Annotated in this window: 26 protein-coding genes; 5 read left to right on the top strand and 21 right to left on the bottom strand. The window is 71.5% G+C overall.

All coding sequences use genetic code 11. The features are described from left to right. The first annotated feature begins 176 nt into the window (after positions 1-176). A complete protein-coding gene (locus FYC51_RS08170; RefSeq protein ID WP_148733084.1) occupies positions 177-1,223 on the top strand; it encodes a hypothetical protein in 1,047 nt (348 codons plus the stop codon). 36 nt (positions 1,224-1,259) lie between these two features. On the opposite strand, the gene FYC51_RS08165 is transcribed toward FYC51_RS08170, so the two are convergent. The 7 genes from FYC51_RS08165 to FYC51_RS08135 form a co-directional block, all read right to left on the bottom strand. After that, positions 1,260-3,230 (bottom strand): bifunctional copper resistance protein CopD/cytochrome c oxidase assembly protein, encoded by a 1,971-nt coding sequence (locus tag FYC51_RS08165; RefSeq protein WP_222863219.1) that lies wholly within the window; start codon positions 3,228-3,230, stop codon positions 1,260-1,262. A 297-nt stretch (positions 3,231-3,527) separates the two neighbouring features. Continuing rightward, complete coding sequence (locus FYC51_RS08160; RefSeq protein ID WP_148733083.1) at positions 3,528-3,815, bottom strand: HU family DNA-binding protein; 288 nt, start codon at positions 3,813-3,815, stop codon at positions 3,528-3,530. A gap of 200 nt (positions 3,816-4,015) precedes the next feature. Beyond that, on the bottom strand, positions 4,016-5,593 hold the full coding sequence (locus tag FYC51_RS08155) for a PxKF domain-containing protein (RefSeq protein WP_148733082.1): 1,578 nt from the start codon (positions 5,591-5,593) through the stop codon (positions 4,016-4,018). A 287-nt stretch (positions 5,594-5,880) separates the two neighbouring features. After that, positions 5,881-6,186, bottom strand: a complete 306-nt coding sequence (rpsN, locus tag FYC51_RS08150; RefSeq protein WP_148733081.1) for a 30S ribosomal protein S14 — start codon at positions 6,184-6,186, stop codon at positions 5,881-5,883. Positions 6,187-6,189: 3 nt separating this feature from the next. Then, positions 6,190-6,357, bottom strand: coding sequence for a 50S ribosomal protein L33 (gene rpmG, locus FYC51_RS08145; protein ID WP_021760158.1), 168 nt, complete (start codon positions 6,355-6,357; stop codon positions 6,190-6,192). After that, positions 6,357-6,593: a 50S ribosomal protein L28 gene (rpmB, locus tag FYC51_RS08140; protein ID WP_136708936.1), complete on the bottom strand. Its 237-nt coding sequence runs from the start codon at positions 6,591-6,593 to the stop codon at positions 6,357-6,359. The genes rpmG and rpmB overlap by 1 nt, the downstream gene beginning before the upstream one ends. 285 nt (positions 6,594-6,878) lie before the next feature. Next, a complete protein-coding gene (locus tag FYC51_RS08135) occupies positions 6,879-8,054 on the bottom strand; it encodes a M23 family metallopeptidase (protein WP_148733080.1) in 1,176 nt (391 codons plus the stop codon). Between the two features lie 95 nt (positions 8,055-8,149). Here FYC51_RS08135 and FYC51_RS08130 point away from each other — a divergent pair, with 95 nt between their 5' ends. After that, positions 8,150-8,542, top strand: coding sequence for an MmcQ/YjbR family DNA-binding protein (locus FYC51_RS08130; RefSeq protein ID WP_148733079.1), 393 nt, complete (start codon positions 8,150-8,152; stop codon positions 8,540-8,542). A gap of 4 nt (positions 8,543-8,546) precedes the next feature. Here FYC51_RS08130 and FYC51_RS08125 read toward each other — a convergent pair whose 3' ends face one another. Then, a complete protein-coding gene (locus FYC51_RS08125; RefSeq protein ID WP_187432543.1) occupies positions 8,547-10,193 on the bottom strand; it encodes a LuxR family transcriptional regulator in 1,647 nt (548 codons plus the stop codon). Positions 10,194-10,339: 146 nt separating this feature from the next. Here FYC51_RS08125 and FYC51_RS08120 point away from each other — a divergent pair, with 146 nt between their 5' ends. After that, the gene (locus FYC51_RS08120; protein ID WP_187432542.1) at positions 10,340-10,768 is read left to right on the top strand and encodes an SRPBCC family protein; all 429 of its coding nucleotides are present in this window, start codon (positions 10,340-10,342) and stop codon (positions 10,766-10,768) included. 88 nt (positions 10,769-10,856) lie between these two features. Here FYC51_RS08120 and FYC51_RS08115 read toward each other — a convergent pair whose 3' ends face one another. From FYC51_RS08115 to FYC51_RS08085, 7 genes are all read right to left on the bottom strand, one after another. After that, positions 10,857-11,576, bottom strand: coding sequence for a YrhK family protein (locus FYC51_RS08115; RefSeq protein WP_187432541.1), 720 nt, complete (start codon positions 11,574-11,576; stop codon positions 10,857-10,859). 12 nt (positions 11,577-11,588) lie between these two features. Further along, the gene (gad, locus tag FYC51_RS08110) at positions 11,589-12,959 is read right to left on the bottom strand and encodes a glutamate decarboxylase (protein WP_148733076.1); all 1,371 of its coding nucleotides are present in this window, start codon (positions 12,957-12,959) and stop codon (positions 11,589-11,591) included. A 204-nt stretch (positions 12,960-13,163) separates the two neighbouring features. Continuing rightward, complete coding sequence (locus FYC51_RS08105; protein WP_148733075.1) at positions 13,164-13,568, bottom strand: Fur family transcriptional regulator; 405 nt, start codon at positions 13,566-13,568, stop codon at positions 13,164-13,166. Continuing rightward, positions 13,565-14,407: a metal ABC transporter permease gene (locus FYC51_RS08100; protein ID WP_148733074.1), complete on the bottom strand. Its 843-nt coding sequence runs from the start codon at positions 14,405-14,407 to the stop codon at positions 13,565-13,567. Before FYC51_RS08100 ends, FYC51_RS08105 begins: the two co-directional genes overlap by 4 nt. After that, complete coding sequence (locus tag FYC51_RS08095) at positions 14,407-15,339, bottom strand: metal ABC transporter permease (RefSeq protein WP_187432540.1); 933 nt, start codon at positions 15,337-15,339, stop codon at positions 14,407-14,409. Before FYC51_RS08095 ends, FYC51_RS08100 begins: the two co-directional genes overlap by 1 nt. A 58-nt stretch (positions 15,340-15,397) precedes the next feature. Beyond that, positions 15,398-16,195, bottom strand: coding sequence for a metal ABC transporter ATP-binding protein (locus tag FYC51_RS08090; protein ID WP_148733072.1), 798 nt, complete (start codon positions 16,193-16,195; stop codon positions 15,398-15,400). A gap of 4 nt (positions 16,196-16,199) precedes the next feature. After that, positions 16,200-17,324 (bottom strand): metal ABC transporter substrate-binding protein, encoded by a 1,125-nt coding sequence (locus tag FYC51_RS08085; protein ID WP_148733071.1) that lies wholly within the window; start codon positions 17,322-17,324, stop codon positions 16,200-16,202. 187 nt (positions 17,325-17,511) lie between these two features. Between FYC51_RS08085 and FYC51_RS08080 the strand changes: the two genes are divergently transcribed. Next, entirely contained in the window at positions 17,512-17,997 is a 486-nt protein-coding gene (locus tag FYC51_RS08080) for a GNAT family N-acetyltransferase (RefSeq protein ID WP_187432539.1), read from the top strand. 38 nt (positions 17,998-18,035) lie between these two features. Here FYC51_RS08080 and FYC51_RS08075 read toward each other — a convergent pair whose 3' ends face one another. The 4 genes from FYC51_RS08075 to FYC51_RS08060 form a co-directional block, all read right to left on the bottom strand. Then, on the bottom strand, positions 18,036-19,457 hold the full coding sequence (locus FYC51_RS08075; protein WP_148733069.1) for a dihydrolipoamide acetyltransferase family protein: 1,422 nt from the start codon (positions 19,455-19,457) through the stop codon (positions 18,036-18,038). A 36-nt stretch (positions 19,458-19,493) separates the two neighbouring features. Further along, positions 19,494-20,477, bottom strand: a complete 984-nt coding sequence (locus tag FYC51_RS08070; protein ID WP_148734196.1) for an alpha-ketoacid dehydrogenase subunit beta — start codon at positions 20,475-20,477, stop codon at positions 19,494-19,496. Between the two features lie 146 nt (positions 20,478-20,623). Next, positions 20,624-21,757, bottom strand: a complete 1,134-nt coding sequence (locus tag FYC51_RS08065) for a thiamine pyrophosphate-dependent enzyme (RefSeq protein ID WP_148733068.1) — start codon at positions 21,755-21,757, stop codon at positions 20,624-20,626. 16 nt (positions 21,758-21,773) lie between these two features. Beyond that, positions 21,774-22,898 carry a histidinol-phosphate transaminase gene (locus FYC51_RS08060; RefSeq protein WP_238476268.1) on the bottom strand — a complete coding sequence of 375 codons (1,125 nt, stop codon included), beginning with the start codon at positions 22,896-22,898 and terminating at the stop codon, positions 21,774-21,776. Positions 22,899-22,951: 53 nt separating this feature from the next. Between FYC51_RS08060 and FYC51_RS08055 the strand changes: the two genes are divergently transcribed. After that, positions 22,952-23,335: a phage holin family protein gene (locus FYC51_RS08055; RefSeq protein ID WP_148733067.1), complete on the top strand. Its 384-nt coding sequence runs from the start codon at positions 22,952-22,954 to the stop codon at positions 23,333-23,335. Here the strand turns inward: FYC51_RS08055 and FYC51_RS08050 are convergent. Both FYC51_RS08050 and FYC51_RS08045 read right to left on the bottom strand, forming a co-directional pair. Next, a complete protein-coding gene (locus FYC51_RS08050; RefSeq protein ID WP_148733066.1) occupies positions 23,310-24,875 on the bottom strand; it encodes a hypothetical protein in 1,566 nt (521 codons plus the stop codon). The genes FYC51_RS08055 and FYC51_RS08050 overlap by 26 nt on opposite strands. Then, the gene (locus FYC51_RS08045) at positions 24,872-25,195 is read right to left on the bottom strand and encodes a hypothetical protein (protein ID WP_148733065.1); all 324 of its coding nucleotides are present in this window, start codon (positions 25,193-25,195) and stop codon (positions 24,872-24,874) included. The genes FYC51_RS08050 and FYC51_RS08045 overlap by 4 nt, the downstream gene beginning before the upstream one ends. Positions 25,196-25,230 lie beyond the last annotated feature (35 nt).

Raw genomic sequence — 25,230 nt, 5'->3', positions numbered from 1 at the left:
TGGTGGCCTTCGGCGAGCGGATGCCACGGGCCCGTCCCGCGGCGGCGCCCCTCCGGGCGCGCTCCCACTGTAACCTCGGCGCGGCTCGGATCGACCCGGACGGCGGACGCCTGTGGGCGCGCGCGCACGCCTGGGGATATCCGGGCGTGGATCCGGCGCCCGCTTAGACTGTGCGGGTGGGGAGCTCGGGCGCGCGACGGGGACCGGTGTCGCCCGCCGCGATCGCCGGCTGGGCGATGATGGCGGTGCTGCTCGTCGGGGCGTTCCTCGCCGCCCTGGGCTCGCTGAACCAGACCATCTACGGCGCGTCGAGCTTCGTCGAGCGCTACCTCGAGGCGATCGCCGACGACGACATCGGCGCCGCCTCCACGACGCCGGGGGTCGCCCTCGACGCGGCCGAGCTGGCGGAGCTGGGGCTGCCCGAGAACGTCTCGACGGCGATGTTCCGCTCGGGCGTCGTCGAGAGCGGCCCCGAGGACATCCGCATCGTGAGCGACGTGGCCCTGCCCGACGGATCGCACTCGGTCACGGCGAGCTACCGGCTCGACGTCTCGATCGTCGAGACCACCTTCGACGTGCGGCCCATCGCCCCGCTCTACGGCGTGCTGAACCGCTGGGAGTTCTCGGTCAGCCCGATCGCCGTCATCGACGTCACGGCCGCGCACAATCCGCTGTTCACGGTCGGCTCGCTCACCCTCGACACGCGGGCGACGAAGTCGGGCGACGAGCTCACCGCCTTCACCCAGACCGCCCCCTACCTCGCGATCGCACCGGCGGTCTACGAGTTCGGCTACACGTCGACCCTGCTCGAGGCGGTGCCGACGGCGCTGCCGGTCGAGCCGTCGTCGCGCCCCGCGGTCACGGTCGACTCGCTGCCCACTGCGACATTCGTCGAGCGCGTCCAGGTGCAGGTGAACGGCTACCTCGACCAGTGCACGGCCCAGCCGGTGCTCCAGCCCGCCGGATGCCCCTTCGGGATCGAGATCGACGACAAGGTCGTGAGCGATCCCGTGTGGACGATGGTCACCTACCCGCCCGTGACCCTGGCTGCGGGCGAGAGCGCCTTCGAGATGCCGCCCACCGAGGGCATCGCGCACATCTCGGTCGAGGTGCAGTCGCTCTTCGACGGCGAGTTCTCGCAGCTCGAGGAGGACCGGTCCTTCATGCTGTCGCTCACGGCCACGATCAGGCCCGACGGCAGCATCGCGATCCAGCTCAGGTAGCGACCCGCCACGGCGGCCCGCGGCATCCGCCCGCGCTCAGCCGTGCGCGTCGTGCTTCGCGATCGCCGCGAGCCGCGCGTTGTACTCCTCCAGCTCGGCGTCGCCCGTGCGGTCGGCGTGCCGGTCGCGGCGCCTCGACTCCTTCTCGTCGCTGCGCGCCCACTGCACGGCCACCGTGATCGCGAGGGCGACCGTGGGGATCTCGCCGACCGACCACGCGATGCCGCCACCGAGTTGCTGGTCGGCGAGCGCGTCGGTGCCCCAGCCCATCGCGCCGTACCAGTCGCTGAGCAGCAGCCCCGTGCCCGACATGATCGCGAGGCCGAAGAACGCGTGGAACGCCATCGTGCCGAGTAGCAGCACGAGGCGGAACGGGTAGGGGAGCCGGTACGGCACCGGGTCGATGCCGATGAGCGACTGCACGAAGAGGTAACCGGTGATGAGGAAGTGGGCGATCATCCACTCGTGGCCGATGTGGTCGGTCATCGTCCATCGGAAGAGCGGCGAATAGTAGAACACCCAGAGCGAGCCCACGAAGAGCACCGCGGCGACGATCGGGTTCGCGATGATCGACGCGAACCGGGAGTGCACGGCGAGCAGGATCCACTCGCGGCCGCCGCGGGAGCCGTCCTTCCGCGGGTGGATCGCACGGGCGGCGAGCGTCACCGGCGCACCCGGCACGAGCAGCACCGGCACGCCCATCGTGAGCGCCATGTGCGCACCCATGTGCGCCGAGAAGAGGTACTCCTCGTAGACGTTCACGCCGCCGTTCGTGATGTAGGCGAGCAGCAGCAGGCCCGCGACCCACAGCACGGTGCGGTACACCGGCCAGTGGTCGCCGCGGCGGCGGAGGCGCCACACGCCGGCGAGGTAGAAGAAGATGCCGAACCCGCAGAGCAGCAGCCAGATGAGGTCGACGTTCCACTCGGTGAAGTAGCGGTACCACTCGGGCCACGGCGGCAGCGGCACGCCCGTGAGGATCTGCGCCGGCGTGCGTGCGACCGAGCCGACCTCCTCGGTCACGGGCGTGGCCGTGCGGGCGAGTGCCGCCGCGACACCCGACGCGAGGCCCATGAACGCGAGCTCGATGACCACGAGGAACCAGAAGTCACGGCTCGCGGATGCCTCGCCGCGGGCGATCCTGTTGATGAGGAAGCGGCGCTGCAGCGCGCCGAAGAGGCCCAGCGCGATGAGCGCGGCCACCTTCGCGAGCACGAGCACGCCGTACTGCGTGGCCAGCTGGTCCCACGTGCCGATGCGCAGCGCGGCGCTCGCGTACCCCGAGATCGCGACCACGATGAAGCTGATGAGCGCCACGGTCGAGTAGCGGGCGAGCACGACCGGCAGGCGGTCGGCCTCGAGCTGCCGGCGAAGCAGCACGATCGTGAGCAGGCCGCCGAGCCATGCGGCGGCGAAGACGAGGTGCAGTCCGAGGTCGGCGACCGCCGCGTTGTGCCCGGCGGCGCCCGCGGCGTGGCCCTGCTGCGCCATGGGCACGAGGGAGAAGACGGCCAGGGCCGCGACGAACACGAGGGCGGTGTGGTTGCGCACCGCGAAGGACAGCACGGTGACCGCGGCCGCCACGAGCGTGGTCGTGAGCCACGCCTGGCCGAGCTCGATCGACGTGACGAACAGCCCGAGCTTCTGCCCGAACGCCTCGCCCAGGTCGAGCGTCTCGCCGGTCACGACGAGGAAGGTGAGCACGCCCGTCGCGGCGCTCGCCACGGTCATCACGGCGGCGGATGCCGCGGCGATGTCGAGTGCGAGGTCGAACTCCTTCTTCGCCGGCGCGAGCGCCCACACGGCGAGCACGAGCGCGCCGATCATGCCGGCCGCGCCGAGGTTCACGAGGAGCTTCGCGACGGGGAGTCCCCAGCGTGCGATCGGGCCCGGGTCCTGGATGGGGAAGGGTGCCGCACCGCCGCCGTACGCGAGGGCGCCGAACGTCGCGAGGAGCGCGACGGCGAGGAGCACGGCGGGGCCGAGCACGCGGACGGAGCGGGGCACCGAACCAGCCTAGACGGCTGGACCCGTGCGGGCGCTCGGAGCGGGCCGCCGCGGCATCCGCCCCGCTCCCCCGCCCCCCGGTCCCCGCTCCCCCGCTCCCCCGCTCCCCGCTCCCCCTCCCCGCGCTTCAGGCGTGTGCGAGGCCATGGCCGCCTTCAGGTCACGCGAACCGTCGCAGACGCATGGTCTGATGCGTCCCGACTGTGCACCTGCGACGGTTCGGCGAAGCGTGCGCTGGAACCCGGGCACGACGAAGGGGCGCACGGACATGCCGTACGCCCCTTCGGAGGTCGGATGCTACTTGGCGGCAGCCTTGAGCTTCGAACCAGCCGACACCTTGACCGAGTAGCCGGCCGGGATGTCGATGGTCGCACCCGTCTGCGGGTTGCGGCCGGTGCGCGCGGCACGGTGCGTGCGCTCGACGGCGAGCCAACCCGGGATGGAGACCTTGGTGCCCGAACCGACGGACTCGGCGAGCGTGTCGAAGAGACCGCCGAGCACGGCGTCGACGGTGGCCTGGCTCTGGCCGGTCGACGCAGCGATCTTCGCGACGAGCTCGGTCTTGTTCAGCGACTTGTCAGCCATTGAATGTCCTCCTCGGACTTTCCGCTGTTTCGGTACAGCTATCGATGAGTACTCGGGAACGATCGAACAATCGCCCCCGTGGCCGATCAGGCCGCCTTCAAAGTAGCAGAGAACCGCGGAATCACGCGGATTTCCGGGGCATTCGGTGGCATCGGGGCACGGCGTGTCGCCACACCGTGCCCCGATCCGCCCGCTTCGGACTACTTCAGGAACTTGAACAGCGCCGTGCGCGTCTGCCCGTCATCGAGCTTCAGGGCGAACGTGCCGCACTTGCCCGCCCAGCTCTTGTCGGTCTTCCAGACGTACACGTACTGCCCGGCGACGGGGTCGTACGTGAGGCTGCTGCCGCCCGCCGTCACCGTCGACTCGATCTCGTCGACGGTGGCACCCGTCGAGCACGTCGTGAACGTGACCTTCGGATATCCCGCGGCGATGATGTCGAGGCCCTGGTCGCCGCCGAGGCTGAACTTCATCGGCACGGCGCTGCCGGCCTTGACCGAGTTGACCACCCCGCCCATGTCGACCGGACGGAAGAAGCCGTCGAAGTCGTAGATCACGGAGTACTCGCACGACTTGGCTTCGGACTCGTTGCCGGCCTTGTCGACCGCCGTTCCGGCCGGAGCGACCGCGACCTTGGATCCGACGCTCGACGTGTCGAGCGCGATCGAACCGCTCGGGGCGGTCGCGAGGCCGGAGCCGCCGAGCTCGTCGGCCGCGGTCCAGGTCGCCTCGGCCACCGAGTCGAGCAGCACCGTCGTCGGGCAGGTCAGCACGACGACCGGCGGGGTGCGGTCGACGACGGTGTAGCCGCACGTCGTCTCGAGCGAGGCGTTGCCCGCCCTGTCGTGCGCCGTTCCCGCCACTGCCGTCGCGATCTTGTCGCCGAGCGTCGACGTGTCGAGCTGGATCGAGCCGCTCGACGGCGCCGCGATACCCGAGCCGCCGTCCTCGTCCGTGGCCTCCCACGTCGCGTGGGCGACCGATCCGCGAGCCACCTCGGGCGGGCAGGTCAGCACGACGACGGGCGGCGTCGTGTCGACGACGGTGTACGAGCAGGTCGCCTCGGCCGACGGGTTGTTCGCGTTGTCGACGGCGGTGCCGGCCGGTGCGATCGCGGTGCGGATGCCGAGCGCCGAGGTGTCGAGCGGGATCGTGCCGCTCGACGCGGTCGCGAGGCCCGAGCCGCCCGCCTCATCCGAAGCGACCCACGAAGCGGAGGCCTCGGCGCCCCGACTGACGGGCGCGGGCGGGCAGGTGAGCACCACGACGGGTGCGGTCGTGTCGGCCGGAGGCCCGCTGACGCAGTTCTCGACCTTCCAGGTGACGTCGACCGTGTCGGTGCGCGCCAACGGATCGTCGTTCTCGGCCGTGCCCGACACCTGGTACGTGACACTGCCGTCGAAGGATCCGTTGGCCGTGCCCGCCGCGACCGTGATGGTGGAACGCGACGATGGACTGCTCGCGTGCGAGTTCGGATCGAGGTCGTCCCAGCCTCCGGGGAGGGTGATCGAAGCCGGATTCGGGTCGGTCGCCGAGACGCTGCTCTCGGCGGCGACCGAGTACGTCGCGGTGGACCCGCTCTGGAACGTGTTGTTGGCGGCGTTGCTGGTGCGGCGGATGAACATCGACACGTCGATCTGCTTCGTCGATCCGCACGCGAGCACGCCCAGGTTCGCCGGCGCCGAGATCTCGAGCGAATCGACGCTCAGGTCGGTCTGGAGGTCGTCGGCGTACGCGATCCCACCCCCACCCAGCACGAGGACGGCGGCCGCAGCCACCCCGGTGATCGATCTACGCCAGCGATTCATGTGCTTCCCCCATCGGGCCCGTGGTTCATTCGCATGCATGCATGCGCACTCGGCTCACGGTATGGGAGGAGGATCGAGCACGGGCAGGCCCCCGAGGTGGTGCCCCCTCAACGGGAGTCCCCCGAATCGGGCGTCCCCCGAGCGAGCGACACGCGCCACGCGGCATCCGTCGACCGCACGGGCCGCCCCAGGGACGACGACCAGGGACGACGAAAGGGGCGCCCCATTCGGGACGCCCCTTTCGCTTCAAGCGATGCTTACCAGCTCGACTTCGTGATGCCGGGCATCTCGCCGCGGTGGGCCATGTCACGGAAGCGGACGCGCGAGACGCCGAACTTCGTGAGCACGCCACGGGGGCGGCCGTCGATCGCGTCGCGCGAGCGGACGCGCACCGGCGAGGCGTTGCGGGGAAGCTTCTGCAGGCCGACGCGGGCGGCCTCACGGGTCTCGTCGGTGCCGTTCGGGTCGACGAGCGCCTTCTTCAGCTCGAGGCGCTTGGCCGCGTAGCGGTCCACGACGGCCTTGCGCTGCTCGTTGCGCGCGATCTTGCTCTTCTTCGCCATGTCTTAGCGCTCCTCTCGGAAGTCGACGTGCTTGCGCACCACGGGGTCGTACTTCTTGAGCACGAGACGGTCGGGGTTGTTGCGACGGTTCTTGCGGGTCACGTAGGTGTACCCCGTACCGGCCGTCGAACGGAGCTTGATGATGGGACGGATGTCCTGCTGCTTCGCCATTAGAGCTTCACCCCACGAGCCTGGATGTCCTTGACGACGGCCTCGATGCCACGGGCGTCGATCACCTTGATGCCCTTGGCGGACACGTTCAGGGTGACGTTACGACGAAGCGACGGCACGTAGTAGGTCTTCTTCTGCACGTTCGGGTCGAAGCGGCGCTTCGTCCGGCGGTGCGAGTGCGAGATGTTGTGTCCGAAGCCGGGAACGGCTCCGGTCACCTGGCACACTGCTGCCATTGGTCTTTCCTCCAATACCGAGGGGCGGATGCCCCTCCCAAGGTCTCTTGTCTGCTGACGCTCCCCATGCCGAAGCCCGCGATCGCTCGCGTTCTCGGGTGTGGATTGTCGCGGTCTGGGCAGTGGAAGTACCCAGCCAAACGTCGAGTCTAACAGACGGGCCGATCGCGACCGAAATCGAGCGGATGCCGCGGGGCCGGTCGGCTGCCGATCACTCCGCAGGGAAGTCCTGCACCGTCCCGTGGAGCGGATACACCTCCTCCAGCGTCCCCGATGCCGGCGCGATCACGAGGTCGTCCCGTCCGATGCGTCGAAGTCCAGCGTGCCGACCATGGTGAACTCGTCGAGCACGAACGGCAGGCTGCGTCCCGCGAAGAGGTCGGGCCGGTCCAGCAGGCCGAAGTGCAGGTGCGGCCCGAGCGACGGCCCGGTGTTCCCGAGCCTGCCGATGACGTCACCGGTCTCGACGGTGTCGCCCACCTCGACGGTGATGCTGTCGGCCTGCACGTGCTCGTATGCGGCGTAGACGTCGTCGTCGATCTCGATGATCACGTAATTCCCACCGAAGCCCGACTTCGCTTCGGGTGACTGCGCGACCAACGGCGCCGATTCGGCGACGCCCTCGTTGATCGCGACGACGGTGCCGTCGGCGACCGCGTAGAGCTCCTCGCCGAACGTGTAGTACTGCTCGTTCCGGCTGCCGTCGCCCTCATAGAGGCGGTCGTCCTGCATGCGCGCCCAGTCGACGGCGAAGGTCTCCGCGGTCGCGATGCGCCGTCCGTCGATCGCGAGTCGCAGGTCGCGATGCACGTTCGGCGAGCAGCAGGCGGTCGTGACCACCCAGTCGTCGCCGGCGACCGGAGGACGGATCACCGTGGCATCCGTGCGGTCGATGGCGACCTCCGGGCCGTGCACGATCGTGTCGTCGACGATCACGGCACCGGCCGAGTCGGCGGGGAGGGTGTAGTCGATGCGGTGCGTCACGCGCGCCGGAACCTCGCCGGGCGGCAGGATCAGGTCGACGTCGACCGAGACGGCCGCCGACGGTGCGACGACGGGCGATGCCGCCTTGGTGAACAGCTCCTGCGTGGCCGCCGCGAGCGTGCCGCCTTCGACCTGCTGGAGCTCCTCGCCGTCGGGACCGATCACCGTCACCCTCATCAACGTCACGGGATCGCTGAACACGTTCACGACGAGGAGCTCGTACTCCACGTGCTCCATCTCGTCGCTGCCCAGCACCACCAGGGCGTCCTGGATCGGCTGGACGAGGATCGCGCTGACCTGGTCGGTGGGTTCCGACGGCGGTGCGGATGCCGCGGGCGTCTCCGTCGGCGGTGGCTCCGACGCGCCGGTCGTGCCGGTCGTGCCGAAGAAGCCCGTCTGGTCGAACCCCGTGCACGCGGTGCTCGTGAGCAGCACGGCAACGGCGACGGACGTGATCAGGAAGGTTCGAGCTCGCATCGGATCATCCCCCCACGAGTGACACGACAGTCGTCATGATACGCGCGGGCCCACGGGGGCTGCGGCGGGGCATCCGCCGGCGTAGCCTCATCGCCATGGCGACGTGGGACGACGTGCGCGAGCTGGCGCTGGCCCTGCCCGAGGCGACCGAGCACGTCTCGCGCGGCAGCGCCCAGTGGAAGGTTCGCGCGAAGGGATTCGTGTGGGAGCGCCCGCTGCGTCGCGCCGACCTCGACTCGCTGGGGATCGTCGAGCAGCGCGGGCCGGTGCTGGGCGCGAAGACCGAGGATGAGGCGGTGAAGCTCGCGCTCATCGCAGAGGATCCGTCCGTCTTCTTCACGACGCCGCACTTCGACGGCTACGCCGCCGTGCTCGTGCACCTCGACCGCATCTCGCGGCGGCGACTCTCCGAGCTCGTCGCCGAGGCGTGGGCGGCAGTCGCCCCCGCGCGGCTCGTGCGCGAGCACTTCCACCACGAGTCCGACTAGGCGCTCAGGGCAGCAGGTGGTGCTGCGCGGCGTACGCAGCTGCGGCGGCCCGTGAGTTCACGCCGATCCTGCCGAAGATGTTGCTGATGTGACGATGCACCGTGCGCTCGCTGATGTAGAGCTGGGCGGCGATGGCGCGGTTGGTCATCCCCGCGGCGACCAGTCGCAGCACCTCGATCTCGCGTTCGCTCAGCCCGTCGGGCGCCGCTCCGGCAGTGGTCGCGAGGGACTCGACCCGTCGGAGGTCGGGCGTGGTGCCCAGCTCGGTGAACAGCTGCCGCGCCGACTCCAGTTCGACTCGCGCGCCCTCCTCGTCGCCGAGGGCTCGGCAGGCTCGGGCGATGAGCACGCCGGTGCGCGCCGTCTCGTACGGGGCGGAGAGCCCACGCCACGCGTCGGAGCTGCGCCGCAGGTGCGGCAGCGCGGCCTCGGGTCGGGCGGCTGCGAGCTCGACCTCGGCCCGCGCTCGCGCGGCTTCCGCATCGAGCGCGGAGCTGCCGAGGTTTCGTGCCAGCTCGTCGAGCTCGGCGAGCGCGCGCTCGGCCTCGGCGACCTCACCCGCTTCGAGCGAGACGGTCACCAGCGAGGGCAGGAGGCGTGCTCGCGCCGCCGGAGCTCCCGTTTCCTCCGCCACAGCGCGACGGAGCCCGTGGAGTGCGGCGTCCAGGTCTCCCTGCCGGAGTCGCAGCAGGGCCAGCCCGGGCTGCACGCTCCGGCCGAGCGCGGTGGCCCGACGGTAGGCGACCTCGGCCGCCTCATCCTGGCCGAGCAGCCGATGCACCTCGCCGAGCTCGTAGCACGCGTGACCGGCGACCAGCACGCCGTTGCCGTCGGCGAGGTTTCGGGCGGCCCGATCCAGCTCCGCTTCGGCCTCGGGCAATTGTCCTCGCCGCCGCAGGAGAGCGGCCCGGTAGACCCGGCAGTTGTCGAGGAGCGCCCCGCCGTACGACGTGGGGAACGACGCCATCCAGCGTTCCAGCGCCCGGGCCCACTCCTGGGCGTGGGCGAGCTCGCAGGCCTCCTCCTCGCAGATGCCGATGGCGGCGCAGTACAGCATGCTCGTCATGCGCGGAGACGTCTGCCCGCCGGTGACCCGCACCATCGCATCCTCCAGGCGCGCCATGCCCTCCCTGATCCGGCCCGCCGTCACCATCGATCGGCCGGTGAGCAGGATCGCGTAGGTCTCCAGGTCGGTCTCGCCGCGTTCTCGACCCTGCGCCAGGGCACCGGTGAGCGCGGTTCGTGCGTCGTCGTACCGTTGCTCGACGATGGAGCGGCGTGCCTCGGTGATGGACAGCCAGCCGGGCTCCGCAGCGCCGAGCGTCTCGGCGAGATCGCCCAGCCGCGCCATCCAGCCGCCGGCCCGGGCGAGCTCACCGGCGTAGAGGAACTCCGAGTACAGCCAGAAGGCGCCGGTCGCCGCCGCGGTCAGGTCGGCGGCTGCCGAACGGAGTTCGAAGGCCCGCTCGAGGGCCGACACGGCCTCCTCGTGGCGTCCGGTCAGCTGGGCGACCTCGCCCAGTAGCTCCAGGTCCTCCACGCCCAGTCCGTGCTCGGCGTCGGCCGCGATCCACTCGCGGCAGGCCTCGTCCCAGCGTGCCTGTCGATGAAGCTCCCGCGCGTGGCGGATCCGCTCATCCCGTTCCGGCATCAGCCCGATGATGACACGTCGTGGCGATGGCCCGGAATACCCATCGGGCTCCCGACAGCTCGGCCCGCCCTTCGGATGCCTCCGTCCGCTGGTGCCGCGAGATTGGTGCTGTCCGAAGCAGACCATCACACCACAGGGAGGACATCATGAAGGTCCAGGTGAGCACGATGATCGCGCGTCCGCCGTCCGAGGTGGCGGCCTTCACGTCCGACGCGCGCAACGAGGGACGGTGGCACACCGACATCCTCGAGATGGAGGTCACCAGCGGCGACGGTGTCTCGGCGGGCACCACGTACCACGTGCGGACCAGGCCCGGAATGGGCGTCTCCGAAGGCACGGGGACGGTCCTCGAGCACGAGTCCGACCGCACGGTCTTCGAATGGCGACTCGGCGACCTCACGTCGGTGATCACCCACGCGGTGACGGCGGACGTCGGCGGCACCCGGTTCGTCAGGACCGTGGACCTGCGCTTCCCGCAGCCCATGCGACTGGCGTCGCCGATCATCCGCCCGATGGTGCGCAAGGGCAACACGCGGTTCGTCGCGAACCTCAAGCGCATCCTCGAGGACGGATGAGCGCGCGCTTCCGCACCGTGCGAGTCGGTGCCTCGCCTCGCACGACGGATGCCCCGGCCGCACGCACGCGGCACGGGGCATCCGTCGCTCAGCCCTTCGGGATCGTGCGCCGCGAGAGCAGCGCCGCGACGAAGAAGCAGACCGCGCCGAGCGCGGTGCCGGCGTTCGCCCAGATCTCGTTGAGCAGGGTGCCGCTGTCGGGGATGACGTAGGCGCCCACGGCCGAGATGCCGAAGAAGACGGACCCGACGAGGTTGAGCCAGGTGCCGTGCCAGGTGCGCGCATCCCTGTCCCAGAGCTGCCCGCGGTCCTTCGTGGCGACGACGGCGAGCGTGCTCGCCACGAGGAACGCGATCGATCCCCACGCGTCGGGCCGCCAGCCGATGCCCACCGCGTCGGGGCGCGCGATGGCCGCGGCGAGCGCGGCGCCCGTCGAGATGTTGAACAGCAGGGTGCCGGCGAACTGGACGGCGGCCGCCCACCAGTCCGCGCGGTCGGCCCGGTTCATCTTCGCGTGCGGCGCGACGCGCCCGCTCAGGCTGAGCTGGATGAACGCGGCGAGCGTGAAGAAGATCGAGCCGACGAAGAACGTCAGGTTCGCGCCGACGACGCCGACCCAGTCCGCGTACCAGGGCAGCGCGCCGACGAAGAAGCACAGCGAGCCGACCGCGAAGCCCCAGGCCTCGCGGCGAAGTCGTCGCACGGTCGTGACCGGATGCCGCGTGGCCCCGCCCGCGGCATCCGGTGCGCTCGCGGCATCCCGCTCGCCCACCGCACCCCCGTCGCTCGTCGAACCCGGGTCGCTCATCGCACCTCGCGATCAGTGGTGGAACGTCGGCCCGATGCCCGGATGCGGCATCGGCTGCTCGAGCGCGTCGAGGTAGGCCGTCTCGGTCCTGATGTCCCGCATGAGGTCCTCGGCGAGGTCGCGGCTGAGGCCGTTGCGGCAGACGATGCGCATGACCGTCTGGTCGGCCTGCTTGCCCGACAGCGGGTAGGCGGGCACGAGCCAGCCACGGATGCGCAGCCGCTCCGAGAGGTGGTAGAGGTTCCACTTGTCGGTGTGGCCGGGCTTCAGCCGCCACGCGAACACCGGGATGTCGGAGCCGTCGGTGATGAGCTCGAAGGCGTCGAGCTCGCCGACGCCGTGCGAGAGGTAGCGCGCGACATCCTGCGAGGCCTGCTGGATCGCCGTGTAGCCGTCGCGGCCGAGGCGCAGGAAGCGGTAGTACTGCAGCAGCACCTGGGCGCCCGGCCGGGAGAAGTTCAACGCGAACGTCGGCATCGAGCCGCCGAGGTAGCTCACCTTGAAGACGAGGTCGTCGGGCAGCGCGGCGACGTTGCGCCAGACGATCCAGCCGACGCCGGGGTAGACGAGTCCGTACTTGTGGCCCGAGGTGTTGATCGACTGCACCCGCTTCACGCGGAAGTCCCACTCGAGGTCGGGCTGGAGGAAGGGCGCGACCATGGCACCGGATGCCCCGTCGATGTGCATCGGGATGTCGAGGCCGGTCTTCGCCTGGATCTCGTCGAGCTTCGCGGCGACCTTCGTGACGGGCTCGTACGCACCCGTGTAGGTGACCCCCATGAGCACGACGACGCCGATCGTGTTCTCGTCGACGACGTCCTCGAGGCCCGTGCCGTCCATGAGCGGGTGCTCGTCGGACGTGTCGATGAACCGCATCTCGACGTCGAAGTAGTTGCAGAACTTCTCCCAGCACACCTGCACCGCGGAGCTCATGATGAGGTTCGGCTTCTCGGTGGACTTCCCCGCCGCCCGGCGGGCGTGCTGCCAGCGGCGCTTCAACGCGAGCCCGCCCAGCATGCACGCCTCGGACGAGCCGATCGTGGACGTGCCGATGACGTCGGTCCGATCCGGTGCGTTCCACAGGTCGGCGAGGATGCGCCAGCAGTACTCCTCGATCGCGGCGGTCGCCGGGTACTCGTCCTTGTCGATCATGTTCTTGTCGAACGCGTCCTTGTAGAGGCGATCGGCGTGCTCGTCCATCCACGTGCCGACGAACGTCGCGAGGTTGAGTCGCGCGTTGCCGTCGAGCATCGTCTCGTCGCGCACGATGCGGTAGGCGGTGTCGGGGAGCATCGCGCCCTCCGGGATCCGCGTGTAGCGCGCGGTGGTGGCTTCGCCCTCGCGCGTGAATGTCGGCTCGAGCGCCTCGTCCTGCATGACCATGTCCCCTCCAGGGTCGCTGGATCCCGGTCCCGCACCGGCCGCGGGAACCCGGGAGGCGTCGACCCCAGGAGGTGCCGGACCCCCCGGCCGGTCACCATCTACAGGGTGACACTACGCCGAATGGCCGCCGGAGCACATCACTCACTTCGGGTGACGGCGGGCGTGGCTCCGCGGCGCGGCGGTTGCGTCCGCGCGAGGGTGGCCTCAGCGCGCGTCGGCGCCGAGCGCCTTCGTGCAGTTCGCGCACAGCCCGAACACGTCGACGACGTGGGCGGCGCCCGTGAACCCGTGCTCGGCCGCGACGCGCTTGGCCCACGACTCCACCTCGTCGGCCGCGATCTCGACCGTGAGCCCGCAGTTGCGGCAGATCAGGTGGTGGTGGTGGCCGGTCGTGCTGCACGCGCGGTAGAGCGCCTCGCCCTCCGGCGACTGCAGCGAGTCGGCTTCACCGTTGGCGGCGAGGTCGCCCAGCGCCCGGTAGACCGTCGCCAGCCCGATCGGAGACCCGCTGGCGTGCAGCGTCGAGTGCAGCGCCTGCGCGCTGATGAAGCCCTCGGTCTCGTCGAGCGCCTCGCGAACGGCTTCGCGCTGCCAGGTGTTGCGTTTCATGCGATGCGTGCGTCCTCTGCGGTCTCCACGGGGATGGCGACTCGGTTCAACGGTAGTCCGCGCAGCTTGGAGATACCCAGCGCGAGCGCGAAGAAGGCGGTGGCCGCGAGCACGATGCTCGGACCGGCCGCGACGGCGAGCGCCCGCGATGCCAGCACCCCGATGACGCCGGATGCCGCGCCGATGAGCGGTGCCGTCCACAGGATCGCCCGGTACGTCGGCACGACCAGCCGGGCCGCGGCGGCGGGCGCGGCGATGAGCGCGATCGCGAGGATCGCCCCGACCGCCGGCAGCGCGCTCACGACCGTCGCGGCGATCAGGGCGAGCACGAGCAGCTCGATCGGCCACTCGCGATAGCCGGCGGCGCGGAAGCCCGACGGGTCGAATGTTGAGAACGCGATCTCCTTGCCGAACATCGCGACGAGCACGACGGCGATGAGGGCCACGGATGCCGCGAGCACGATGTCGGCGTCGGACACCGTGAGGATCGAGCCCACGAGCAGCGACTCCGCCCGCACCGGCAGCCCCGGGATGACCGCCTGCAGGATCGCGCCGATCGCGAACCCGCCCGTGAGCACGATGCCCGCGGCGACCTGCGCGCCCTGGCGTCGCACGCGGGCGATGCCCGCCATCACGGCCACGAGCACGACGGATGCCGCGGCCGCCCCGAGCGGCACGCTCACGCCGAGCGCCGCCGCCGCGACCGCGCCCGGGTACGTGCCGTGGGTCAGGGCCTGCGCGAAGAACGTGCGGCGGCGAAGCACGACGAGCGCGCCCACGAACCCCGCGCCCGCGCCGATCACGATCGCGGCGACCAAAGCGCGCTCGAAGTAGCCCATCAGCGCCCCTCCCCCGCCACGGCCGCGCGTGCCTCGCGGGCGTCGTCGAGCGGCCGCTCATCGTCGGGCCGCGGCGCGATGCTGCGCGTGCGGCCGGCCGCCCATGCCACCAGCAGCACGAGTGCGTACCCCGCGACGAAGGTCGCGACGATGGTGCTGCCGGCGGGCAGGTCGACGCCCCAGCCGACGGATCCCCAGAACCCGACCGCGAGCCCGAACCACGAGCAGAGACCCGCGAACACCGCCGCGGCGGGGAACAGCAGCCACAGCCGCTGCGTCGCGAGCCGCGCGACCGCGCCCGGCACGATGAGCAGAGCGAGCACGAGGAGCGTGCCGACCGTGCTCGCCGCGGCCACCACCACGAGCGCGACGGCGCCGTTGAGCACGAGGTCGAGCACGAAGGCGGAGTTGCCGGCAGCCCGGCTGCCGCCCGCGTCGAACGCGCGGAACAGCTGCTGCTTCAGCGAGAGGCCCACGGCGATGAGCGCGATCGCGCAGACCACCACGAGCGGCAGCACCTCGGCCGGCGGGATCGTGAGGACGCGCCCGAACAGGAGCGCCTCGAGCTCGCCCGCGTAGTCGTCGCTGCGTGACACCACGATGACGCCGACGCTGAAGGTCGCCGTGAGCACCACCGCGATCGCCGCGTCGGACGTGACGCCGGCCCGGTCGAGCCAGGTGAGCACGAGCGCGGCCGCCAGCGCGGCGATCGCGGCACCGGGGATCAGGCCTGCCGTGCCGCCCACCGCCAAGCCGATGGCCAGACCGGGGAAGACCGCGTGGGTGAGGCCGTCGCTGATGAACTCGAGGCCGCGCAGGTTGACGAGCACGCCGACGACGCCCGCGACGACGGCGAGCACGAGCATGACGAGCAGGGCGCGGGCCATGAACGGCACCGCGAACGCACCGAACAGGGCGTCGAGCAGGCTCATCGGCCACTCCCCCGGCCTCGGTGGATGCCCGCCGCCACGGTGCATGCCGCGTGCGGCATCAATGCCCCTCGTGCCCGGGAACCACCAGCGTGTGCTCGTCGATCTCGACCTCGACGCCCTCGAAGCACTCCTGCACGTTGCCCAGGGTCAGCACGTCGTCGACGGGACCGAACGCGAGCTGCGTGCCGTTCACGAGCACCACCGCGTCGCAGACGAGCTTCGCGAGCTCGAGGTCGTGCGTCGAGACGAGCACGGCCACGCCCTGCGCCTTCAGCGCGTGCAGCGTGGCGATGAGCGCGTCGCGGTTCTGCTGGTCGAGGCCGTTGAACGGCTCGTCGAGCAGCAGGAGCGCGGGCTCGGAGGCGAGCGCCCGGGCCAGGAGGCCGCGCTGGCGCTGCCCGCCCGACAGCTCGCCGAAGCGGCGCTTCGCCAGCTCGGCCAGTCCGACGGTCTCGAGCGCACGGCGCACCGCGCCGCGATCGGCGCGCCCGGGCCAGCGCAGCAGGCCCATGCGGCGGTACCGACCCTGCATCACGACCTGCTCGAGGCTGATCGGGAAGTCGGGGTCGAGGTCGGCCGACTGAGGGAGGAAGCCGATCATGCCGTTGCGGGCATGCGCTCCGTCACGAGCCGTCGTCGCGGCATCCGACGAACTCGTACCGACGTGCATGCTGCCGGCCGTGAGCGGCACCAGGCCGAGGATGCCCTTCAGCAGCGTCGACTTTCCCGCGCCGTTCGGCCCGATGAGCGCCACCGCCTCGCCCGGCGCGATCTCGAGCTCGAGGTCGGCGACGCCGCCTCCGCCCGGATGCGTGAAGGCGGCATGCTCGAGCCGCAGCACGGAGGAGTCGGTCATGCGGTCATCCTTGCAGCACGGCGGGGAGCGGGGAAGGCGTGACGCCCCACGACTCGAGGATGAGGGTCGCGTTGTGCACCTGGCTGCCGAGGTAGGTCTCGCCGGGCGACCCCTCGACGCCGAGCGAGTCGCCGTAGAGTGCGTCGTCGCCCGAGTAGACGGTGACGCCCGCCTCGGACGCGATCGTCGCGGCCGCCTTCGGCGAGATCGACGCCTCGGAGAAGACCGCCTGCACGCCGGTCGCACGGATCTTCGCGACGAGGTCGTCGATCTCGGCCGCGCTCGGCTCGGCGTTGTCGTCGAAGCTCGGGATGACGCTGCCCACGAAGGTGAGGTCGTACGCGTCGATGAAGTACGTGAACGCGTCGTGGTTCGTCACGAGCAGGCGCTGCGCCTCGGGGACCGTGTCGACGTTCTCCTCGATCCAGGCGTCGAGCGCCTCGAGCTGCGCGAGGTAGGCGTCCTCGTTCGCGGTGACGGCGCCCGCGTCGATGCCCGGCACGGTCTCGAGGCCGTGCGCGATGTTGTGCACCATGTGCTCGGCGAGCTCGGGGTCGGTCCAGATGTGCGGGTTGCCGTCGCCGTGGTCGTGTCCGTCGTGGTCGTCGGATGCCGCGTGGTCGTCGTGCGCGTCGGCGTCGGTGCCTGCGTCGTCGTCGGACGTCGCGTGGCCGGCGTCGGCCGCGGCATCCGCGTCGTCGGCGTCGGCGTCGTCGTCGTGGTCGTCGGTGCCGTAGAGCTCGATGCCGGTGCTCGCGTCGATGAGCACGCCGTCGAAGCCCGACGCGCTCACGGCGTCGTCGAGCCAGCTCTCGAGGCCGGCGCCGTTGACCACGAGCGCGTCGGCGTCGGCGAGCGCGAGCAGCTGCGCGGCCGAGGGGTCGAAGCCGTGGGCGCTCTGGGCGGGCGCGAGCAGCTGGGTGACGTCGGCCGTGTCGCCCACGAGCTCGCGGGTGAAGTCGCCCACCTGGGTGGTCGTCGCCACGATCGACGGGCCCCGCTCCCCCGCCGTGCCGGATGCCACGGGGCTCGCGCACGAGGCGAGCGCCAGGACGCCGGCCGCCAGCGCGGCGCCGACCGCCGTCGCGGTGAGGACACGGCGGCGCACGGAACGCTGGCTCGGGGTCATGGATCGACCGTATCGCTTATTGATAATGATTGTCAAAACCATCTGGCGCATGGGTGCGCGTGCCGGTGAGGCCCTCGGTCATGCATGCAGGAACGCCCACGTCGTCGACGTCATTCCGCGTCATCGTTCACGCCGTGGTTGTGGAGCGTTTCGGCGAGTGTCGCACCGACATGCGAGCATGAAGCACGTGGACCTGACGACGACGCCCCTCACGTTGCACCCGTTCACCGTCGCCGACGCCCAGCGCGTGCTGTCCGGCGAGGTCGACCCGCACGACGGCTGGGAGGGCGGCTACGCCTTCACCGACGAGCCCGAGCTCCTGAGCGAATACGTGCGTGCGGTTCGCGAGACCGGCGACCCCGCCCCATTCGGTCCCTACCTCGTGCGTCGCCAGCGCGACGGCCTGGCCATCGGGGGAGTGAACCTCTTCGGGCCGCCCGACGCCGACGGCGTGGTGGAGTTCGCCTTCGGGCTCGTCCCCGCCGTGCGCGGCCAGGGGCTCGCGGTCGACACGGTGGTCGAGGTGCTCGGGCTCGCCCGCTCCGCGGGCGCCGCCGCAGTGCGGGCCGAAGCCGAGATCGGCAACCTGCCCGCGCGTCGCGCGCTCGAGCGGGCCGGCCTCTTCGAGTCCGGCCGCCTCGGCGACGTGATCACCTACGAGGCGCGACTCTAACCGTCCGTCGTTCGGTCAGACGGTCGCTCGCGCACCGCTCACTCGAGCAGGAGCGCAGGCTCCTCGATGATCGACGCGACGTCGGCGAGGAACCGGCTCGCCACGTCGCCGTCGACCACGCGGTGGTCGAACGACGCGCCGATCGTGGTGACGAAGCGCGGGCGCACCTCGCCGTCGACGACCCACGGCTTCTGCTTGATGGTGCCCAGGGCCACGATGGCGACCTCGCCGGGGTTGAGGATCGGCGTGCCCGTGTCCATGCCGAAGACGCCGATGTTCGTGACGGTGATCGTGCCGCCCTGCATCTCGGCCGGCTGGGTCTTGCCCTCGCGCGCCGTCAGCGTGAGCTGCTCGAGCGCCGTCGCGAGCTCGACCATGGTCATTCCCTGCGCCTCCTTGACATTGGGCACGAGGAGGCCGCGCGGGGTCGCCGCGGCGACGCCGAGGTTGACGAAGTGCTTGACGATGATCTCGTCGTCGGTCCACTGCGCGTTGACCGTGGGGTTGCGCCGCACGGCCCAGATCATGGCCTTCGCCATGATGAGCAGCGGCGAGACCCGCACGCCGGCGTAGTCGGGCGACGCCTTCAGGCGCTTGACGTACTCCATCGTCCGCGAGGCGTCGACGTCGACGAACACGCTCACATGCGGCGCGGAGTATGCGCTCTGCACCATCGCGTTCGCGATGGCCTTGCGCACGCCCTTCACAGGCACGCGCGTCTCGCGGTCGGTGGGCAGCTCGGGCGTCTGGATGTTGCGGAACACGCTCGCCTGGCTCGCCTCGCGGATCACGTCGTCGCGCGTGATCTCGCCCATCGCGCCGGTCGCCGCGACGCGCGAGAGGTCGACGCCGAGGTCCTTCGCGAGCTTGCGGATCGGCGGCTTCGCGATCACGGGCACGCGCGACTCGGGCCGCACGGGCGTCGTCGCGGGCACAGCCACGTCCGTGTCGCCGCCGGCAGCGGGAGCGGGAGGAGCGGGTGCCGGGACCTCGGGCTCGGCCCGCGTGGCGAGCCGCTCATGGGCCCCGCCGGGGATCGGATGCCGCTTCCGCCGCGTCGGCGCGGGGCCCGACGAGCCGTGGCCCACGAGCACGGCGCCGCCGCCCTCCGACGCCGCCGGCGCGTGCGACGCGACGGTGCCCGACGGGGGAGCCGGCACGGTGGGTGCCGTCGGCGCCGCGGCCGCCGGTGCAGGCGCCGCGGCATCCGCGTCAGGGGCATCCGTCTGGATCACGAGGATCGGGGTGCCGACGTCGACCGTGCGGCCCTCGTCGACGAGCAGCTCGGAGACGACGCCCTCGAACGCGCTCGGCAGCTCCACGAGCGACTTCGCCGTCTCGATCTCGACGAAGACCTGGTCGAGGACGATGCGGTCGCCGGGCGCGACGCGCCACTGGACGATCTCGGCCTCGGTGAGTCCCTCACCGACATCGGGCAACGGGAATCGGATCTCGCTCATCTCACGCCTCTCTCGGGTCGCAGCCGGAGCCGCGGGTCAGTACGCCAGGGCGCGGTCGACGGCCTCGAGCACCCGGTCGGGGCTCGGCAGGTACTCGGACTCGAGCGCGGCGGGCGGGAACGGGGTGTCGAAGGCCGAGACGCGCAGCACCGGGGCCTCGAGCGAGTAGAACGCCCGCTCGGCGACGGTCGCGGCGATCTCGGAGCCGACGCTCACGAAGCCGTACGCCTCCTGCGCCACGACCAGCCGGCCGGTGCGCTGCACCGAGTCGAGCAGCGGCCCGTAGTCGATGGGGGAGAGCGAGCGAAGGTCGACGACCTCGATGCTCGTGCCCTCGCCCGCGGCGATGTCGGCGGCCTGCAGCAGCGTCGAGATCATCGCGCCGTGGCCCACCACGGTGATGTCGGTGCCCTGGCGGATGACCCGGCTCGCGTGCAGCGGCATGCCCGAGTGGTCGAGGTCGACCGGTCCCTTCGGCCAGTAGCGGCTCTTGGGCTCGAAGAACAGCACGGGGTCGTTCGACGCGACGGCCTCCTGGATCATCCAGTACGCGTCGTGCGGGCTCGACGGGCTGACCACGCGCAGGCCCGGCGTGTGGGCGAAGTACGCCTCGGGGCTCTCCTGGTGGTGCTCGATCGAGCCGATGTGGCCGCCGTACGGCACGCGGATCACGACGGGCATCGAGATCGAGCCGTCGTGGCGAACGGTCTGGCGTGCGAGCTGCGTGGTGATCTGGTCGAAGGCGGGGAAGATGAACCCGTCGAACTGGATCTCGCACACGGGGCGGTAGCCGCGCATCGCGAGGCCGATCGCGGTGCCGACGATTCCCGACTCCGCGAGCGGCGTGTCGAGCACGCGCTTGTCGCCGAACTCCGCCTGCAGGCCCTCGGTCACGCGGAACACGCCGCCGAGCGGGCCGATGTCCTCGCCCATGAGCAGCACCTTGTCGTCGCCGCGCATGGCCTCGCGCAGACCTGCGGTGATGGCCTTCGCCATCGAGAGGGTCTGGATGCCGCGCATGCCGCTCTCGGCATGTTCGGTCGTCTCGGCTGCCTCGGTCGTCGAGACCTCGGCGCCGTCGGTCGCCGCCTGCGCCTCGGCGGATGCCACGTCGGCCTGTTCCTCGATCGCGTCGGCCACCGCGCGCTCCTCCTCGGTGCGCGCGCTCATGCCGCACCTCCCTCGAAGCCCGACTCGTAGGACTCGAGCCAGGCCAGTTCCTCGTCCATGAGCGGATGCGGCTCGCTGTAGACGTGGGCGAAGATCTTCTCGCGCGTGGGCGCGGGCAGGTCGAGCGCACGACGACGGACGTCGGCCGCGGCATCCGCTGCCTCGCTGTCGGCGTCGTCGAAGAACGCGGCGGATGCCCCGCGGCCCTCGAGCCACGCGCGGTACCGCGTGATCGGATCGCGTTCGGCCCAGTAGGCCACCTCGGCGTCGGTGCGGTACTTCGTCGGGTCGTCGGCCGTGGTGTGCGCGCCCATGCGGTAGGTCTCGGCCTCGATGAGGCTCGGCCCCTCGCCGGCGCGCGCCTCCTCGAGCGACTGGCGGGTGACCGCGTAGCTGATGAGCACGTCGTTGCCGTCGATGCGCACGCCCGGCATGCCGAAGCCGCCGCCGCGCAGCGAGAGCGGGCTGCGGGACTGGCGCGAGACGGGGACCGAGATCGCCCACTGGTTGTTCTGGATGAAGAACACCTGCGGCGTCTGGTAGCTCGAGGCGAACAGGAGCGCTTCGCTGGCGTCGCCCTGCGAGGTCGACCCGTCGCCGTAGTAGACGAGCACGGCGGTGTCGGTCTCGGGATCGCCCGTGCCCGAGAGTCCGTCGAACTGCACGCCCATCGCGTAGCCCGTGGCGTGCAGCGTCTGCGACGCGAGCACGAGCGTGTAGAGGTGGAAGTTGCCGTTCTCGGCGGGGTTCCACCCGCCGAGGGTCGCGCCGCGCAGCAGCGACAGGATGTTCACGGGGTCGAGCCCGCGGATCATGCCGACGACGTGCTCGCGGTACGAGGGGAAGATGTGGTCCTGCGGGCGGGCCGCGTGCGCCGAGCCGACCTGCGCGGCCTCCTGCCCGTGGCTCGGCACCCAGAGCGCGAGCTGGCCCTGGCGCTGCAGGTTCGCACCCGCGACGTCGATGCGGCGCGAGACGAGCATGTCGCGGTAGAACCGCTCGAGCAGGTCGTCGGGAAGCGCCTCGACGAGGGGCAGGTAGGCCTCCGCCTCGGGGGTGGGACGGAGTTCTCCGGTGGGGGTCAGGAGCTGGACCGTCGGCGCGGTGAAGGCTCTCTCGCGGGCTGCCACCGTTCCACGCTACCTGCTAGGCCGGGTGCCCTTCTTGTGAGGCCGGTACAAGCTCACCCAGAATCCTGAGGAGGGTTTCGACAGACTCGGGCTCGCCGACCGAGACGCGGATGCCCTCGGGCGGGAAGGCCCGCGTGACGAGTCCGGCATCGAACAGCCGCTCCGCGACCTCCACCGTGCGGTCGCCCGTGGGCAGCCACACGAAGTTGCCGTGCGCCTCGGGAACGGGCCAGCCCTGCTCGAGCAGCGCCGCGCGGAGGGCCTTGCGCCGCCCGGCGATCGTCTCGACGCGGGCCAGCAGCTCGCGCTCGGCCTCGGGCTCGAGCGAGGCCAGCGCCGCGGCGGCCGACGCGGCGGTCACGCTGAGCGGGATCGCCGTCGACCGCGCGGCGTCGAGGATCGGCACGGGGCCGATCGCATAGCCGACCCGCAGGCCGGCGAGGCCGTAGGCCTTCGAGAAGGTGCGGAGGATGACGAGGTTGGAGTACCGGTCGAGCATGCGGCGGCCGTCGACGGATGCCCCCGGCCCGGTCGGCTCCGTGCGCACGAACTCGATGTAGGCCTCGTCGAGCAGCACGAGCACGTCGTCGGGAACCCGGGCCATGAACGCCTCGAACTCGTCGGCGGTGACGATCATGCCCGTGGGATTGTTGGGGGAGCAGACGATCGCGACGCGGGTGCGCTCGGTGACGGCGTCGGCCATCGCATCGAGATCGTGACCGTGGTCGTCGCGGTTCGACACCTGCACGCTCGTCGCGCCCGAGACCGTGACGAGCCCGGGATACGCCTCGAACGAGCGCCAGGAGTAGACGACCTCGTCGCCGGGACCGGCGGCGGCCGCGATGAACTGCGCGAGGAGCGACACCGAGCCGGCGCCGACGATGACCTCGTCGACCGAGACGTCGAACCGCTCGGCGAGCTTCTCGCGCAGGGCGAGTGCAGTCGCGTCGGGGTAGCGGTTGATCTCGTTCGCGGTAGCCGCCACCGCCGCGGCGACACCGGGGAGCGGCGGGAAGGGGTTCTCGTTGCTCGACAGCTTGTAGCCGTCGGCCGGCGCCGGGCGCCCCTGTCGGTATGCGGGGAGGGCGGCGATCTCGGGGCGGAGGCGCACGCGCGTCGGGGTTGGCTCCGTTGCGGTCACGCGTTCCACCGTACCCCTTCGATCGTGGGGCCTCGTCTGCCAGAGTTGGACCCATGCGGTTCATCGTCAAGGTCATCGTCGTCGCCTTCGCGCTGTGGCTGACCACCTTCATCGTCTCGGGAATCCGGGTGGTGCCGTACGAGGAGACGACCCTCGCCACGGTGCTCACGTACCTGCTCATCGCGCTCATCTTCGGCCTTGTGAACGCCATCGTCGGCACCTTCGTGAGGATCGTCGCGTTCCCCTTGTACGTGCTCACGCTGGGCCTCATCTCGTTCATCGTGAACGGCCTGCTGCTGCTCCTCGTGGCGTGGATCAGCAGCCTGATGGGGTTCGGGCTCGTCATCGACGGCTTCTGGTGGGGCGTGCTCGGCGCCCTGGTGCTCGGCCTCATCAGCTGGCTGATCGGGCTCATCGTGCGCCCGTCGCGGGACTGACCTCGCGGGTCGCGACCCAGTCGCTGCGCAGGCCGGCGGTGCCGCCGGTGACCTCATCGACCAGCACCCGGAACTCGACCAGCCGCTCCTCGTCGGAATCGTCGACGAGAGCGGCGGTCTGCCGGTAACGCGCGAGCTCGTGCGCGGGGACCGCCGACGCGTACTCGCGATCGGGGTCGAGCACGCTGCGCGTCACGGTGACGCGATCGGGTGACGGATGACCTGCGCCGCCGGTCGCGGGAACGAGGTCCTCCTCGTGCTCGAGCGAGAGCAGCCCGACGCCCTCCCGCGTCGGCGCCGAGGCGACCGGTCCGCCGAGGTTCACCGCGCCGACGGCGCCGAGCTCGGGATCGGCGGCGAGCTTCGCCGCGATGATGCCACCGCCCGAGTAGCCGACCGCGAGCAGCGGTTCCCCGGGCTGCGCACCCGCCTCGTCGAGCGCCGCCCGCACCGCCCGCTCGCCCGCGGCCGTGTCGGCACCCGTGAACCGCAGCCGATCGAGCTTCGCGTCGTCGGCGACGCCATGCGTGTTGCTCGTCATGTCGGCGGGCTCGGCGCCGGTCACGAGCCCGAAGTCGGCGGTGCCGCCGACGTAGACGATCCAGCGCGGATCGTCGGCGGTGCCGTAGCGCTCGATCCGGATCTGCGGCGCATCGTCGCCCGAGGGCACTCGGTCGGCGAGGTCGCCGATGCCGGCGGGCGGTGCCACGACGTCGCCCTGGCGAGCCGCCGCCTCGGCGGGGTGCCCGGAAGGTGCAGCATCCGCTCCGGCTCGATCGGCAACGGATCCGCGAGCCCCCGCCTCGACGCGCGTCACCCGCACCGGGCCGTCGACCAGCACCCGGTTGCCGACGGTGCCGAGCAGCCCGGCCGCGGCCAGCACCATCGACGCGCTCTCGGGCGCGCCGATCACCGCTCCGAGTCCTCCCGGCACGGGCAGGTGCAGCGCAGCGGAGAAGGTCTCGTCGGCGTGGTCGGCGGCCAGACGCACCAGCCGGACGAACCCCGGGTCGGAGAGGAGGTCGCGGTGCTCGTCGAGCCAGGCTGCGAGCGGCGTCGGTCCCCATCCGGCCGCCCGCCAGATCCCGGATCCGGCCCATTGGCCGCCCGCGGCGAGCAGCGCGCCGACGACGAGCACGGGCGCGTGCAGGCCGAGCCAGGGCGCCGCGACCGCCGCGCCGAGCTGCCAGAGCCCGTCGACGAGCCGCTCGGTGACGCCGTACCGCTCAGCCGCGTCGAGCAGCGACGACCGCAACGTGAGCGCCAGGTCGCGGGACTGCTCGAGTCGGACGCACCCGACGCCGGCGTGCCAGGCCGGCGACGCTGCGTCGACGGCCGCGACCGGCTCATCGACGTCGAGCAGGTCGAGCCCGCGCCGCAGCACGCCCGCTCGGGCGAGCCATCCGTCGACGACCGGCGCCACCGCGCCGAGCGCCGCGGCCGCGACGAAGAGCTCGTCGACCGCGACGGCGACCGTGCCGCCGCCCGACACGACCAGCCCGCTCCCACCGTCGTCGGGACCGGTCGGCGCCCCACTCACCGGAACCTCGCCGTCGCCTCCGCCTGCACCTCGAGCTGCTGCTCCAGGCGTCGGATGCGCACCTCCAGCGCGGCCTCGGCCTCGGCGAGCGCGCCGGCGGCGCCCGCGAGCCGGACCCGCAGGTCGTCGAGCCGTACCGCGCAGGCATCGGCCGCGGCGGAACGCCAGGTTCGCGGCGGCCCTGGGAGCAGCGCCGGCCACGTGCTGCGCACCTCGTCGAGCAGCGAGCGCAGCATGAGGAGGTGCCGTCGCGCACCCTCGACCTGCTCGGCGCTCACGACGCGGCCGGTGAGTGCGGCGATGATCGGGTCGTCGTCCATGGCGTGAGCCTCGCAGCGCTGCTGGTCGCCGCGAG

It is taken from the genome of Agromyces mariniharenae (genome assembly GCF_008122505.1).
Lineage (GTDB): Bacteria > Actinomycetota > Actinomycetes > Actinomycetales > Microbacteriaceae > Agromyces > Agromyces mariniharenae.
This window is presented reverse-complemented; position numbering and strand designations above follow the sequence as displayed.

Coding starts and splice junctions, on each gene's coding strand:
- FYC51_RS08120 (WP_187432542.1), top strand. CDS start 10,340: ATGAAGGTCCAGGTGAGCACGATGATCGCGCGTCCGCCGTCCGAGGTG.
- FYC51_RS08045 (WP_148733065.1), bottom strand. CDS start 25,195: ATGGACGACGACCCGATCATCGCCGCACTCACCGGCCGCGTCGTGAGC.
- rpsN (WP_148733081.1), bottom strand. CDS start 6,186: ATGGCGAAGAAGAGCAAGATCGCGCGCAACGAGCAGCGCAAGGCCGTC.
- FYC51_RS08095 (WP_187432540.1), bottom strand. CDS start 15,339: ATGAGCCTGCTCGACGCCCTGTTCGGTGCGTTCGCGGTGCCGTTCATG.
- rpmB (WP_136708936.1), bottom strand. CDS start 6,593: ATGGCAGCAGTGTGCCAGGTGACCGGAGCCGTTCCCGGCTTCGGACAC.
- FYC51_RS08105 (WP_148733075.1), bottom strand. CDS start 13,568: ATGAAACGCAACACCTGGCAGCGCGAAGCCGTTCGCGAGGCGCTCGAC.
- rpmG (WP_021760158.1), bottom strand. CDS start 6,357: ATGGCGAAGCAGCAGGACATCCGTCCCATCATCAAGCTCCGTTCGACG.
- FYC51_RS08085 (WP_148733071.1), bottom strand. CDS start 17,324: ATGACCCCGAGCCAGCGTTCCGTGCGCCGCCGTGTCCTCACCGCGACG.
- FYC51_RS08055 (WP_148733067.1), top strand. CDS start 22,952: ATGCGGTTCATCGTCAAGGTCATCGTCGTCGCCTTCGCGCTGTGGCTG.
- FYC51_RS08130 (WP_148733079.1), top strand. CDS start 8,150: ATGGCGACGTGGGACGACGTGCGCGAGCTGGCGCTGGCCCTGCCCGAG.
- FYC51_RS08160 (WP_148733083.1), bottom strand. CDS start 3,815: ATGGCTGACAAGTCGCTGAACAAGACCGAGCTCGTCGCGAAGATCGCT.
- FYC51_RS08115 (WP_187432541.1), bottom strand. CDS start 11,576: ATGAGCGACCCGGGTTCGACGAGCGACGGGGGTGCGGTGGGCGAGCGG.
- FYC51_RS08070 (WP_148734196.1), bottom strand. CDS start 20,477: ATGCGCGGCATCCAGACCCTCTCGATGGCGAAGGCCATCACCGCAGGT.
- FYC51_RS08135 (WP_148733080.1), bottom strand. CDS start 8,054: ATGCGAGCTCGAACCTTCCTGATCACGTCCGTCGCCGTTGCCGTGCTG.
- FYC51_RS08100 (WP_148733074.1), bottom strand. CDS start 14,407: ATGGGCTACTTCGAGCGCGCTTTGGTCGCCGCGATCGTGATCGGCGCG.
- FYC51_RS08125 (WP_187432543.1), bottom strand. CDS start 10,193: ATGCCGGAACGGGATGAGCGGATCCGCCACGCGCGGGAGCTTCATCGA.
- gad (WP_148733076.1), bottom strand. CDS start 12,959: ATGGTCATGCAGGACGAGGCGCTCGAGCCGACATTCACGCGCGAGGGC.
- FYC51_RS08090 (WP_148733072.1), bottom strand. CDS start 16,195: ATGACCGACTCCTCCGTGCTGCGGCTCGAGCATGCCGCCTTCACGCAT.
- FYC51_RS08075 (WP_148733069.1), bottom strand. CDS start 19,457: ATGAGCGAGATCCGATTCCCGTTGCCCGATGTCGGTGAGGGACTCACC.